Below are 12675 nucleotides of genomic sequence, written 5' to 3' on the forward strand. Positions count from 1 at the left end.
CCCGAAAACGGGGCACCCATAAGCAACTAGGAGAAGTGAAGATGAATAAGCTACTAAGCGGGGCGGTCGCAGCCTTCAGTCTGGCAGCCAGCACGGCGTTTGCGGCGGATGAGGTGACATTGCAACTCAAATGGGTCGGGCAGGCGCAGTTTGCCGGATACTTCGTGGCCGAAGCCAAGGGGTTCTATGACGAAGAGGGGCTGGATGTCACGATCAAACCCGGTGGCCCGGATATTGCGCCGGAACAGGTCATCGCCGGGGGTGGCGCTGACGTCATCACCACCTGGATGGCAGCCGGTCTTGCAGCACGCGAGCGTGGTGTTCCACTGGTCAACATCGCGCAGCCCTTCAAGACAGGTGGACTGCAGGTCAATTGCCTGAAATCGACCGGGGTCGAGTCGCCCGAGGATTTCCCGGGCCGCACGATGGGGGTCTGGTTCTTTGGCAACGAATATCCGTTCTATGCCTGGATGGCCTCGTTGGGTATCGAAACGGATGGGGCCGACGACAACGGGGTCACGGTTCTGAAACAGGCATTCTCGGCTGATCCGCTGATTCAGGGACAGGCGGACTGTATCTCGACGATGACCTACAACGAATACCGTCAGATCCTTCAGGCAGGGATCACACCCGAGGAACTGGTGACGTTTAACTATCTTCAGATGGGCTTTGGCATGTTGGAAGATGGTCTCTATGTCATGGAGGAAAACCTGAGCGATCCCGCATTTGTCGACAAGATGGAGCGCTTTGTGCGCGCGTCGATGAAAGGTTGGGAATATGCTGCGGCAAATCAGGAAGAGGCTGCTGAAATCGTGCTCGAGTTCGACGAGACCGGCGCTCAGGAACTCGACCATCAGGTCTACATGATGGGCGAGGTCGCCAAGCTGATCGAAGGATCAACCGGGGCACTGGACCCGGCGGACTACGAACAAACGGTCAAAACTCTGCTGTCTGCCGTGTCGACCGAAAACCCGGCGATCACCAAAGAGCCCGAAGGCGCATGGACACATCAGATCACGGATGCCGCGCTGAACTGACCGCTCTGACATCGCGAAATTCGACGCGGTCCCGGTAGGGGCCGCGTTTTCTTTTTGGACTGCCGCATTTGTGACTGTACTTGGTGTCAAACTGGCATAGTATTTCCATGTAAATGACCGCATCTAATGCGAAAAATCTCTAAAATGGAAGAAAATGCAGGGATTTGCATCAGAATTCGCAATGGCATCCGCTCTGATCCTGAAAGGGGATCCAGAGCTGTGGTCGATCGTGCTGTTGTCCTTGCGGGTTTCGCTGTTTGCGGTGCTGATTTCTGCGGTGATCGGTATGCCCTTTGGCGCGGCACTGGCGGTTGCTCGTTTCCCCGGTCGGCGGGCGATGATCGTGCTGATGAACGCTCTGATGGGCTTTCCACCGGTTGTTGTCGGGCTGCTTGTGTATCTGATGCTATCTCGGTCGGGGCCTTTGGGCGTGTTGGAACTGCTTTACACACCGACAGCTATGATCATCGCGCAGGTTGTTCTGGTCACGCCCATCGTCGCTGCGTTGACGCGGCAAGTGGTCGAAATGCTGGCCGAGGAATATGCCGAACAGCTGCGTTCGCTGGGCGTGTCACGGTTGGCCTCGGTGCCGGTACTGCTTTGGGATGCACGACTGGCATTGGTGACGGCTTTGCTGGCCGGGTTTGGCCGCGCTATCGCAGAAGTTGGGGCGGTGATCATCGTCGGGGGCAACATCAACCACGTCACGCGGGTTATGACCACCACCATCGCGCTTGAGACCTCAAGGGGTAATTTGGCGTTGGCGCTGGCACTCGGCGCGATCCTCATCGGGATTGCGATTGCAGTCAACGCGATGGTCAGTGCGTTGACCTTGCGCGCCGAACAGGAAGGTTTACGTCATGCGTGATCTTCCACTGGAAAGCGATACTGGGTTGCGGGTCCGCGATCTCTATATCGCCCGCAAGGGCAAGGTTTTACTGGACGTGCCGCAGCTCCGGCTGGAGGGGCCGGGTCCGACGCTGTTGCTGGGGCCAAATGGTGCGGGCAAGAGCTTGCTTTTGCGTTGTCTGCACGGGTTGATCTCGCCGGATCGCGGGGCTGTCCTGCAAGGGGACGTGCCTCTGGGTCCGATGCACAGGGCTCGGCAGGCAATGGTGTTCCAGCGCCCGGTGCTGCTGCGCCGCTCGGTCGCGGCCAATCTGGACTTTGTGCTGAAACGCAAGCGCCTGCCGCGCTCGGCGCGCAAGATGCAGATCGCCGAGTTGCTGACCGAAGGCGGGCTGGCGGACAAAGCCCGGCAATCCGCCCGGTCACTGTCGGGCGGCGAGGCGCAGCGCCTTGCCATTTTGCGTGCGCTGGCGCTGTCGCCGGATACCTTGTTTCTGGACGAACCGACCAGCGCGCTGGACCCCGGCGCGACCCAGACGATCGAAAAGATGGTCTTGCGCGCCTCGGCCCGGGGGGTGCGGATCGTAATGGTCACCCATGACATCGGGCAGGCACGCAGGCTTGCTGCGGACGTCGTTATGATGCAGGGAGGGCGCGTGGTTGAACATGGCGCCGCCCGGCAGGTATTGAACAGCCCGGAAACAGAGGCGGCGCGCCGGTATCTGGCGGGTGGGTTGGTTACATAATTCAGATTTGACGGAGAATTCGATGGTCCGAAACCTGATCCGCAGCGCGGCAATCGCGCTTGGTCTGCTGGCTTTGCCCGTCAGTGCGGACGAGCCGTTCATTATTTTGCAATCCACCACGTCGACCCAGAATTCAGGCCTGTTCGACCATATTTTACCTTGGTTTGAGGCGGAAACCGGCATCGACGTTCGAGTTGTCGCAGTCGGCACCGGTCAGGCGATCAAGAACGCGATAAACGGCGATGCGGATGTATTACTGGTCCACTCCAAAGCAGACGAACAAAGGTTTGTTGCTGACGGCTGGGGCGTTGATCGCTTTGACGTGATGTACAACGATTTTGTTCTGGTCGGGCCGAAATCGGACCCAGCCGGGGTCAAGGGCGGCAACGATATCATCCTTGCCTTGGCCGACATCTCCGTTGCCGAGGTCCCCTTTGCCTCGCGCGGGGATGACAGTGGCACCCACAAGGCCGAGATGCGGTTCTGGGCTGATGCAGGCGTCGACCCGACCGGGGATTCCGGCAGCTGGTATCGCGAAACAGGGTCCGGCATGGGCACGACGTTGAACGTGGCCAGCGGTATGGGGGCTTATGTCCTGACCGACCGCGCCACGTGGTTGTCCTTTGGAAACCGGGGAGATCTTGAGATTCTCGTAGAAGGCGATCCGCGCCTGTTTAACCAATATGGCGTGACCCTTGTGAATCCTGACAAGCACCCGGGCGTCCGGGCTACCGCCGGGCAGAGGTTCATCGACTGGCTGATCGGACCAGATGGGCAATCCGCGATCGAGACCTATACCTTGGATGGTGAGCAGTTGTTCTTCCCGAACGCACAGTGACGGCCTTTTCAGCCGCTGGCGCCGTTGTGGTGGATTTGCCCGAGACCTGACAGGTCATACCCGCCCAACTCTTGCGCGCGTTGAAGAAACCGCGGCGCATGCAGGAAGTCGATCAGCGTCAGCATCGGGGCTTCGAAAAAGGCCCTTCGCCAGATTGCAAGGTCCAGCCGTTCGGTATGGGTCGGCTGAAAATCCAGCCCGTAGAACCCACCAAGCGCACCAAGGCCAAAGCCAACCTCGGCCTTACCGTCGCGCAGGGCCAAAGCCAGCTCTTCTTCGGTGCGGGCGCAGTCGGGCAGGGCGTCAAGATCGTCGCGCGACAGCCCGTGCAACGCCAATTGCGTGTCGAACAGCCGCTGACTTGCGGCGCTGTCTTGCCGCAAAACGACCCGGCGGCCTTCGAGGTCCGCAAAGCCGCCCACGCCGCTGATGTCGGGGGCCAGCAGCAACCCGCGTTTGCGTTGCGCGATTTCATACAGGATCACCGGAGCTTCGCCCAGGGAATCCCTGATCGACCGCACGTTGAAACCGTCTTCCTCGTGAATGTGCAGAACCGTCGCTTGCGCGCTGCGCTCACGCAGGCGATTCAGCCCGTCAAATGAGCCGTCATAGTAGGTTGCAAGGCCAGATCCGCTTTCGCGCAGTGCCCAGTCCAGCAGCGGATCGTGACTGCCCGCGACAATCGGCGGCAAGGGTGGCTCGGCAACCTGCGGCCCCGACCGGGATGCGTTCAGCCACGCGACAACCTCGGCGCGGGGGAAGAGGAGTTTTCCCATGGCGCGCACACAAGGCACCTCGCCCGAGGAGGCAAGATCATAGGCTTTCCGCTCGCCAATGCGCAGCAGATCGGCCAGTTCGCGGGTGGTCAGGTATTCGGACATTCAGTCGAGGCGCACAGCAGGGCCAGACCCCGCATCCGCAGCGCTGAACCCGATCTGGTCCAGAGCGAAGGGCGCGGCAATGGTGATCACGACCATCGCGACGACGGCGGCAAGAAATGCTTTCATGGTCTCCTCCGGCTCAGTTGTCTGGCGCGGTTGCGCGGCGCAGAAAGGCGATCAGATCGGCGCGGTCCTGTGCCTGAGCGATACGTTGCATCGGCATCTTCGACCGCGGGATATAGTGATCCGGCCCCTCATCGAACAGAGCGTTGATAGTGTCTTCATTCCAAACGATATCAGAGTCTTGCAGCGTATCCGAGTACAAATATTCAGTCAGACTGCCTGCTTTGCGTCCGAAGATTTTGTGCAATGTCGGCCCTGCGCGCCGTTGACTGTCGGGAGTCAGGCTGTGGCAGATCGAGCATTTGCGCGCAAACTGGCGCTCGCCATTGCTCATTTGATCGGGGTTCTTCAAAAAGCTGGGCTCTGACGCGGCCATCTGATCCTGCTCGCCCAGATTGGCAATCGGCCAACTGTACATCGCCTGATCTATGCCCCCGGCGTGAAGGTTTTGACCATCGGTGGAAAATGCCAGCGCCCAGACCGGGCCGCGCAGAGTGGCGCGAAAATCCTGCGCAATGCGCCAGTCGCCGGTGTCGATCACCATGATGTAGCCTTCGCCGTCCCCGACTGCCAACAGGCTGCGATCAGGGCTGAGGGCCAGCGAAAGGATCGGACGGCGATCCAGGGTGAAATCACGCTCTTCACCTGTCGTCAGATCAAGGATGCGGGTCACACCATCCACTGCACCATAGGCCAGCCAGTTGTCCTGAATGTTCAGCACCAGTTCGTTGATGCCAAAGCCATGCTCGACCAGCCGGTCCGTTTCCTGAGCTTGGCTTACGTCCCATACACGCAGGGTCCCGTCGACGCCCGCAGAAAACAGTTGCGACCCGTCGGCAGAGAACACCACAGCGTTCACGCCGCTGCCGGTCGGCCCGAGAACTGATGGCTCTGACCCGTCAACCGGCCACAATCCGATGGTGCCATCCCAACTGGCCGTCGCCACATACGTCTTTGATGCCGCTACACTGACGATCTTTCCCTTGTGCCGACCGACGACTTGACCACCGGGCCACCGTCGCAGGGTGAAATCGTCGCCTGCGGAATAGATCGCCGTGCCGTTGAAAACAACGGAATTGACCGCAGCTTCGTGCCCTTCCAGCCATTCGGGGTCTTGATCCGTCCAAAGTCCGACCGAGTTGTCGAAACTGGCCGTTGCGATGCGCCCGTCCGGTGCGGTGGCGATCCCCATGATCGGCCCGCCGTGACCTTTGAGCGTGAAGAACTCGGACCAGGCGGGCAGGGGGACCAGGATTAGCGCCAGAACCAGCCCGCGCATTTACTCAGCAGGTGAGGCCGCTGCTTTGTCGGCCTCTTTTTCCTGCACCTCTTCCAGCCAGAGCGAATGATGCTCGCGCGCCCATTGCTCCTCGACCTCGCCGGTTCCCATCGCGTCAAACGCCCCTTCCATGCCGACCGAACCCAGATAGATGTGGGCCAGAATGATCGCGATGAAGGCGTAGGCGACCATGACGTGCCAGACCTGAGCGTATTGCATTTCTTCCTGCGGGGACATTTGGACCGGCAGGTTCAAGCCCAGCATTTGCGGGATGCCTGTGGTATTTGCGATCGAGAATGTCTTGGCGAACAGCGGCATTTCAAACGGGAACAGCAGCGACAGGCCGGACAGGCTGATCGAAACACCCAGCAGGATGCACAGCCAGAAGATAATCTTTTGCCCCGCATTGAACTTCTTCGCCGGAGGGTGGCTGCTCTTGGTAAAAAGACCACCTCCGGCAGCAAGCCATTTCAGGTCGACCCGGTTAGGAATGTTGTGCGAAATCCAGTTCACGGTGACGATGACCAAGCCCAGCATGAACGCCCAGGCCAGATTGTTGTGCAGCCATTTGCAGCCCTGAGCGATCGCTGCAAAGCCTTCCTTGCCAAAGACCGGAATCAGGAAATCCCGACCGTAAAGTGTCAGCAATCCGGTTATGCCGAGGATCACGAACGACCCCGCAAACAGCCAATGCCCAAACCGTTCGAAGCCGTTAAAGCGGGTGACGGTACGCCCGGTTTTTTCCCCATCAATTCGAATTCTCCCACGGATCAGAAAGAACAGTACCAGGACCGCCAGCATGCCACCGATTATGTAGGTCCCATATTCGCGCAGCGGACCGGTGCGGAAATTCAGCCACCACATGCCGCCGTCCTGTATCAATACGCTTGCAGCAGGGCCCTGAGACGACACCGTCACATCCGCCGAGCCATAGCGCAACGCGCGATACACATCGCTGTCCGAGGCGACGCCGCGTGTGCCAAGCTGTCCCAGCAGGCCCTCGGCATTGCCTTGCCCGGTGTTTTCCGAGCGATAGGTGTTATCCACCTTTTCGCCGCGCTGACGGGCCAGAATGTCCTCAAGTGTGGTTGCGCCCCCGGTTGCCGTCCTGTCAGAGGAAACCGGGGCTTCTGTCTCTTCGGATTGCGCAAGGGCGCTCTGGGTCAAGGTGACGGTAAGCAGCAATGCAATGAGTAGACGGAACATCTGAACCTCGGTCAAAATTCCCAAGCAGACGACCCGCGCGGGCGGGTCATCTGAATGTCATGCAGACGGCGCTTATCCGTCTTTCTGGTCGTAGGCCGTGCCCCAACCCCAGGCGCCCGAGCCGAAGCCGCGCGCCACAACGCGTTCGCGGTAAACGGCAGACACCACGTCGCCGTCACCGGCAAGCAGGGCCTTGGTTGAACACATCTCGGCGCAGATCGGCAGTTTGCCCTCGGCGATCCGGTTACGACCATATTTGGCGAACTCTGCGGTCGAGTGCGTTTCTTCGGGGCCACCGGCGCAGAAGGTACATTTGTCCATCTTGCCGCGTGATCCGAAGTTGCCCGCCTGCGGGTATTGCGGCGCGCCGAAGGGGCACGCGTAGAAGCAATAACCACAGCCAATGCACAGGTCCTTTGAGTGCAGGACGACGCCTTCTTCGTTCTGATAGAAGCAGTCGACCGGGCACACCGCCATGCAAGGTGCATCCGAGCAATGCATACAGGCCACCGAGATCGAGCGTTCGCCCGGATTGCCGTCATTGATCGTCACCACCCTGCGGCGGTTGATACCCCACGGTACCTCATGCTCGTTCTTGCACGCGGTTACGCAGGCGTTGCATTCGATGCAGCGTTCAGCGTCGCAGAGAAACTTTGCTCTAGCCATTATCGTCCTCCTTACGCTGCCCAGATTTTGCAGAGAGTACACTTGGTCTCTTGCATCTGGGTCACTGAATCATAGCCATAGGTCTGGGCGGTGTTGGTACTTTCACCCAGCACATAGGGATCTGCACCGGCGGGATATTTGTGCCGCTGGTCTTCACCCTGAAAATGGCCGCCAAAGTGGAACGGCATGAAGGCCACACCGGCACCAACCCTGTTGGTCAGCATCGCCATCACCTTGACCTTGCCGCCTTCGGGACCTTCGACCCAGACCTGCGATCCGTCGCGGATACCAAGGTTGTTGGCATCGCGAGGATTGATCTCGACGAACATGTCCTGCTGCAACTCGGCCAGCCACGGGTTCGACCGTGTCTCATCTCCGCCGCCTTCATATTCGACCAGACGACCAGACGTGAGGATTATCGGGTAATCCTTTGAAAAGTCGTTCTTCTGGATCGAAGCGTAAAGGGTGGGCAGGCGATAGGCATGCCGGTCCTCATAGGTCGGATAGTCCTCGACCAGATCGCGCCGCGGTGTATAAAGCGGTTCGCGATGCAGCGGGATCGGATCCGGGAAGGTCCAGACGACCGCGCGGGCCTTTGCGTTCCCGAAGGGCGCACAACCATGCTCGATCGCGACCCGCTGAATGCCGCCTGACAGGTCGGTTTTCCAGTTGGTCTTCGGACCAGCGACAGCGTCGATTGCCGCGCGTTCCTCAGCCGTGAGGTCTCCGTCCCAGCCGAGGTCCATCAGCATCTGCATCGTGAATTCAGGGTAACCATCCTGAATTTCCGATCCGGCGCTATAGACCCCTTCGGCCAGCAGGTTGTCGCCATCGCGTTCCACGCCGAAACGAGCGCGGAAGGTCAGGCCACCTTCGGCCACCGGTTTGGACATGTCATAGAGGTTCGGTGTACCCGTATGACCCATCTCGGCCGTGCCCCAGCAGGGCCATGGCAGGCCGTAGTACTCACCGTCGTTTGGTCCACCAACGGCCTGCAGCGTCGTTCTGTCAAACGTGTGCTGGTTGGCCATGTGGCTTTTCAGGCGTTCCGGCGATTGTCCGGTATATCCGATGGTCCAAAGACCGCTGTTGAACTCACGCGTGATGCTTTCAACATTCGGAGTCTCGGCGTCCTCCATCTCGATATTGCGGAAGAAGCGGTCTGCCCAGCCGAATTTATTGGCGAACTTGGCCATGATGACCTCGTCCGGCAGACTTTCGAACAGCGGATCAACCACCTTGTCGCGCCACTGCAACGAACGGTTCGATGCCGTGACCGAGCCACGGGTTTCGAACTGCGTACAGGCGGGCAACAGGTAGACGCCATCGGTGCGGTCATGCAGAACAGCGGAAACGGTGGGGTACGGGTCGATCACGACCAGCATGTCCAGCTTTTCCATCGCCGTCTTCATTTCCGTCATCCGGGTCTGCGAGTTGGGCGCGTGGCCCCACAGAACCATGGCGCGGACGTTGTTGTCCTGATCCATGTTGGCCGGGTCTTCCAGAACACCATCGATCCAGCGGGAAACCGGGATGCCGCGTTCGTTCTGAAGCGGTTTATCCTTGCCTTCCTTGTCTTTGATCGTGGCGAACTGGCCTGCCAGCCATTCGGGTTCTTCACCCCAGACACGAGCCCAGTGACCCCACGCACCTGCGGACAAGCCGTAATAGCCGGGCAGGGTGTGGGACAGAACACCAAGGTCGGTCGCGCCCTGCACGTTGTCATGGCCGCGGAAGATATTGGTGCCGCCACCCGAAGTGCCCATGTTGCCCAGAGCAAGCTGCAAAACGCAATAAGCGCGGGTGTTGTTGTTGCCGTTGGTGTGCTGCGTACCACCCATGCACCAGATCACCGTGCCTGGCCGATTGTTGGCCATCGTGCGCGCAACCCGCTTTAGCTGCGATCCCGGCGTTCCAGTGACGCGCTCGACCTCATCCGGGTTCCACTTGGCAACCTCTTCACGGATTTGGTCCATGCCCCAGACGCGGGTGCGGATGAACTCTTTGTCCTCCCAGCCGTTGTCGAAGATGTGCCAGAGGATGCCCCAGATCAGAGCTACGTCTGTACCTGGACGGAAGCGGACATATTCATCCGCATGCGCCGCCGTGCGCGTAAAGCGCGGGTCGCAGACGATCAGCGGCGCGTTGTTCTGCTCTTTCGCGCGCAGAACATGCAGCAGCGAGACGGGGTGCGCTTCGGCCGGGTTGCCGCCGATGATGAAGATGGCCCGAGAGTTATGGATGTCATTATACGAATTGGTCATGGCGCCGTAGCCCCATGTATTCGCAACACCCGCAACGGTGGTCGAGTGGCAGATACGCGCCTGATGGTCCACGTTGTTCGTGCCCCAGTAGGCGGCGAACTTGCGGAACAGATAGGCCTGTTCGTTGTTGTGCTTGGCGGAACCCAGCCAGTACACGCTGTCCGGCCCGGATTCCTCGCGGATGCTCATCATGCCGTCGCCGATCTCGTTGATCGCCTCTTCCCAGCTGATGCGCTTCCACTCTCCGCCTTCCTTTTTCATCGGATATTTCAGGCGGCGTTCGCCATGGGCGTGCTCGCGGACCGAGGCCCCCTTGGCGCAATGTGCACCCAGGTTGAACGGGCTATCCCAGCCGGGTTCCTGCCCGACCCAGACGCCGTTTTGCACTTCGGCCACGACTGTACAGCCAACCGAGCAGTGGGTGCATATGGATTTAATGTTTTCAACCGCGGCATTCGCCGCTGTCTGGGCGCTGGCTGGCGTCACGGTTCCACCCGTGGCGCTGATCGCGGCAAGACCGCCGATCGTCAGGCCCGAGCCACGCAGGAATGCGCGGCGATCGACGGTTTTCTCGCCGATTTGGGACAGGATACTTGTCCGCTGGGGGCGTCTCGCAACCCCGTTGGTCTTTTTCCTAAGCATTTCTTTCCTCCCTTGCGCGCCATGTGAGCCATGGCTGGCTTGGTACTGCTGCCGACGTCGGGGCCAATCGCAACCGTCAGTCGGGTTTGAAGGCGTCCGGTTCCAGAACCGGGTGCTTTCATGGTGTTAGAAGCGAGTGCTTTCTATGTACGCGCGCGTGTGCGCGGTGTCCTGGATGCGGGTTTCATCCGTTGGCAGCTCTGCCGCCTCGGCTTTCCCGGTCAGGCTGGCTGCGGCAACGGCAGCGGGCGCTGCGACACCAGTCAGTTTCAGGAAGTCGCGGCGGGTTGCGCCTTCTTCCTTGGTCTTGCTCATGGGCTCCTCCTGTCCCAATTGCGGTTTGGCGCCGTTTGGCACCGGCGAGTGGCGGGCTAGGCCGCCGTCATTCGGAACGCCTCGCGCTCGATCTCCATGAAGACCCGTCCGGCTGTGCCGACGGATGCATAGAGAACCGAGTTCTCGGCACCTTCCAAATCCGAATAGAAATGCGCGGCCCACGGGCCGATATGCTTGTTCCAGAAAGCGCGCTGGTCTTCCAACGAGGTGGCAGACCCAAAGCGACCAACGATCATGCCCGCCATCATCTCCATCAAAGATGCGATGTTGTCTTCGGGTTCGAACACGTTTTGCGCCCGCGTGATCCCGCGCGCGGCCATGTCGTTGCGAAGCTGCGCCAGAGGTTTCTCGTTCAGGAACCCGGTCAGATAAAAGCTGGCATAGGGCAAAAGCTCGCCACGCCCCAAGCCAATGAAAAGGGCGTTGAATTCGCGCTCGGCTGCGGCTGGCTTGGTGACTTTCGCGACGCGGGCCATGGCTTGAATGGCTTGTCCCAGATCGGTGTCATCGCCTGTCAAACCTGCCATCTGGTCCAGCCGCATCTGGTCAGGAGGACCGGCAAGCAGAAGGCCCAGAAAGTTGTAGAAATCCGCACGCAGACGATCCTCGGCCGAGACGTCTATTGTTTGCGCATCACTTGCGGTCATTCGGTCATCCTTCGAATTCAAAAACCATACGGCGCGGGGCGGGGGTGGTGTCGGGCTCTTCGTCCTCGACATCGTTTATTGTCAGCTTCACTGGCTGCTCTGTGTCTTCTGCATCGGCAACAATGACAGGCGGCTCTTCCTCGGAAGGTTCGGCTTCCAATTCGGTATCGTCTTCTTGCTCGGCAGCGGCCAACGCCTCGACATGGGCCAGCATGCCCTTGCCGACCTGATAGGCGGTCTGGATATTTTCGATAACGCAAGCGGCGTCGGTATAATCTTCGCCGTAATCGACCAGACCATCCACATTGGCCAGAACCGGGTTCAATCGCCACAAGCGACGCAACGCGCGACGGCGCAGTCGGTCGGGAACCGCTTTGGCCATAAAGCCCGAAACGTCATCGCCGGGTTGCAACGCATCGGGGTCAGGCAGGTCGAGTTCCGCGAGGATTTCGGCGTCCGTCTTATCCTCCAACTCCGCGTGTTGCTCCGCCAGTGCCTGCGCCTCGACCGTTGCCAGTTCAGCCTCAGTTTCGGCTTGAACGGCGGCCTTGCGGCGAGACCAGAAATCGCGGGGTTGGCTCATTGCAGCACCCGTCGCGGCGCGCGGTAAACGTCCGAGTCCTGACGAATGCGCGCATCACCTTTGCCGTCTTCGACCAGATCGGTGCGCTTCTTGTCGCGCCGGCGTTTGACAAAAACCTCGTCCTTGTGATGCTGCAAAGCAAAGTCGCGCACCCAGGCTATCAGCCCTTCGCTCATCGGAATTTTCTCGACGATCTCTTCACCGGTGTCGGCATAGTCCTGACCTTCGAACGGAGAGGCCGTGACCAGCACTGCATTCAGGGGGTGCTCGCCCTGCAGTTCATCGCGCAGCACCAGATACAGCGAGGGTTGCCCGTCGGACAGATTCACCATGTAAGCTTCGGTCTCGTCGACCCACAGGGTCAGGGGCAGGGTGGCCGCGTGATACTCGACAGCGTCACCCTCGCGGCGCAGTTCGACCCAATCGGCAGGACCCGCGCCGGGCAAGGCGGCAACCGCGCGCCAGTTCCAGCGGGCCCAACGGGTCACACCGGGTGTTTTGCGCACGATGATGCCGACGGGCATTTCAATCTGGCTTGCGGCCTTGGCCACTGGCTCCTCCCCGAGAAGGCTCTCCCC

General features: G+C 60.1%; 14 protein-coding genes. 4 read left to right on the plus strand and 10 right to left on the minus strand.

Features of this window, described 5'->3' with window-relative positions; translation table 11 throughout:
• Positions 1–41: 41 nt before the first annotated feature.
• From ACR0JA_RS01465 to ACR0JA_RS01480, 4 genes are all read left to right on the plus strand, one after another.
• Positions 42–1037, plus strand: coding sequence for an ABC transporter substrate-binding protein (locus tag ACR0JA_RS01465; RefSeq protein WP_480568950.1), 996 nt, complete (start codon positions 42–44; stop codon positions 1035–1037).
• A 154-nt stretch (positions 1038–1191) separates the two neighbouring features.
• Positions 1192–1905: an ABC transporter permease gene (locus ACR0JA_RS01470; RefSeq protein WP_480568953.1), complete on the plus strand. Its 714-nt coding sequence runs from the start codon at positions 1192–1194 to the stop codon at positions 1903–1905.
• On the plus strand, positions 1898–2632 hold the full coding sequence (locus ACR0JA_RS01475; protein WP_480568956.1) for an ATP-binding cassette domain-containing protein: 735 nt from the start codon (positions 1898–1900) through the stop codon (positions 2630–2632). The genes ACR0JA_RS01470 and ACR0JA_RS01475 overlap by 8 nt, the downstream gene beginning before the upstream one ends.
• A 22-nt stretch (positions 2633–2654) precedes the next feature.
• A complete protein-coding gene (locus tag ACR0JA_RS01480) occupies positions 2655–3470 on the plus strand; it encodes an ABC transporter substrate-binding protein (protein WP_480568958.1) in 816 nt (271 codons plus the stop codon).
• Positions 3471–3478: 8 nt separating this feature from the next.
• Here the strand turns inward: ACR0JA_RS01480 and ACR0JA_RS01485 are convergent, their stop codons facing one another.
• The 10 genes from ACR0JA_RS01485 to ACR0JA_RS01530 all read right to left on the minus strand — a co-directional run bounded on the left by ACR0JA_RS01485 (position 3479) and on the right by ACR0JA_RS01530 (position 12648).
• A complete protein-coding gene (locus ACR0JA_RS01485) occupies positions 3479–4351 on the minus strand; it encodes a substrate-binding domain-containing protein (protein ID WP_480568961.1) in 873 nt (290 codons plus the stop codon).
• Positions 4352–4477 carry a hypothetical protein gene (locus ACR0JA_RS01490; RefSeq protein WP_480568964.1) on the minus strand — a complete coding sequence of 42 codons (126 nt, stop codon included), beginning with the start codon at positions 4475–4477 and terminating at the stop codon, positions 4352–4354.
• A gap of 13 nt (positions 4478–4490) precedes the next feature.
• A complete protein-coding gene (locus ACR0JA_RS01495) occupies positions 4491–5753 on the minus strand; it encodes a c-type cytochrome (RefSeq protein WP_480568966.1) in 1263 nt (420 codons plus the stop codon).
• Entirely contained in the window at positions 5754–6959 is a 1206-nt protein-coding gene (locus ACR0JA_RS01500; protein ID WP_480568969.1) for a formate dehydrogenase subunit gamma, read from the minus strand.
• 72 nt (positions 6960–7031) lie between these two features.
• Positions 7032–7625 carry a formate dehydrogenase FDH3 subunit beta gene (fdh3B, locus tag ACR0JA_RS01505; RefSeq protein WP_010439472.1) on the minus strand — a complete coding sequence of 198 codons (594 nt, stop codon included), beginning with the start codon at positions 7623–7625 and terminating at the stop codon, positions 7032–7034.
• Positions 7626–7636: 11 nt separating this feature from the next.
• Entirely contained in the window at positions 7637–10531 is a 2895-nt protein-coding gene (locus tag ACR0JA_RS01510; RefSeq protein ID WP_480568972.1) for a formate dehydrogenase subunit alpha, read from the minus strand.
• Between the two features lie 126 nt (positions 10532–10657).
• On the minus strand, positions 10658–10846 hold the full coding sequence (locus tag ACR0JA_RS01515; protein ID WP_480568975.1) for a twin-arginine translocation signal domain-containing protein: 189 nt from the start codon (positions 10844–10846) through the stop codon (positions 10658–10660).
• A gap of 56 nt (positions 10847–10902) precedes the next feature.
• Positions 10903–11514 carry a TorD/DmsD family molecular chaperone gene (locus ACR0JA_RS01520; RefSeq protein WP_480568978.1) on the minus strand — a complete coding sequence of 204 codons (612 nt, stop codon included), beginning with the start codon at positions 11512–11514 and terminating at the stop codon, positions 10903–10905.
• Between the two features lie 4 nt (positions 11515–11518).
• Positions 11519–12097: a DUF3306 domain-containing protein gene (locus tag ACR0JA_RS01525; RefSeq protein WP_480568981.1), complete on the minus strand. Its 579-nt coding sequence runs from the start codon at positions 12095–12097 to the stop codon at positions 11519–11521.
• Positions 12094–12648, minus strand: coding sequence for a DUF3305 domain-containing protein (locus tag ACR0JA_RS01530; protein ID WP_480568984.1), 555 nt, complete (start codon positions 12646–12648; stop codon positions 12094–12096). The genes ACR0JA_RS01525 and ACR0JA_RS01530 overlap by 4 nt, the downstream gene beginning before the upstream one ends.
• Between the last annotated feature and the right edge of the window lie 27 nt (positions 12649–12675).

Source organism: Ruegeria sp. AM4 (assembly GCF_056540665.1).

Bases quoted from the DNA above. Each gene is read 5' to 3' on its own strand.
- ACR0JA_RS01490 (WP_480568964.1), bottom strand. From the start codon at position 4,477: ATGAAAGCATTTCTTGCCGCCGTCGTCGCGATGGTCGTGATCACCATT.
- ACR0JA_RS01465 (WP_480568950.1), top strand. From the start codon at position 42: ATGAATAAGCTACTAAGCGGGGCGGTCGCAGCCTTCAGTCTGGCAGCC.
- ACR0JA_RS01495 (WP_480568966.1), bottom strand. From the start codon at position 5,753: ATGCGCGGGCTGGTTCTGGCGCTAATCCTGGTCCCCCTGCCCGCCTGG.
- ACR0JA_RS01510 (WP_480568972.1), bottom strand. From the start codon at position 10,531: ATGCTTAGGAAAAAGACCAACGGGGTTGCGAGACGCCCCCAGCGGACA.
- ACR0JA_RS01525 (WP_480568981.1), bottom strand. From the start codon at position 12,097: ATGAGCCAACCCCGCGATTTCTGGTCTCGCCGCAAGGCCGCCGTTCAA.
- ACR0JA_RS01480 (WP_480568958.1), top strand. From the start codon at position 2,655: ATGGTCCGAAACCTGATCCGCAGCGCGGCAATCGCGCTTGGTCTGCTG.
- ACR0JA_RS01470 (WP_480568953.1), top strand. From the start codon at position 1,192: ATGCAGGGATTTGCATCAGAATTCGCAATGGCATCCGCTCTGATCCTG.
- ACR0JA_RS01515 (WP_480568975.1), bottom strand. From the start codon at position 10,846: ATGAGCAAGACCAAGGAAGAAGGCGCAACCCGCCGCGACTTCCTGAAA.
- ACR0JA_RS01485 (WP_480568961.1), bottom strand. From the start codon at position 4,351: ATGTCCGAATACCTGACCACCCGCGAACTGGCCGATCTGCTGCGCATT.
- fdh3B (WP_010439472.1), bottom strand. From the start codon at position 7,625: ATGGCTAGAGCAAAGTTTCTCTGCGACGCTGAACGCTGCATCGAATGC.
- ACR0JA_RS01520 (WP_480568978.1), bottom strand. From the start codon at position 11,514: ATGACCGCAAGTGATGCGCAAACAATAGACGTCTCGGCCGAGGATCGT.
- ACR0JA_RS01475 (WP_480568956.1), top strand. From the start codon at position 1,898: ATGCGTGATCTTCCACTGGAAAGCGATACTGGGTTGCGGGTCCGCGAT.
- ACR0JA_RS01500 (WP_480568969.1), bottom strand. From the start codon at position 6,959: ATGTTCCGTCTACTCATTGCATTGCTGCTTACCGTCACCTTGACCCAG.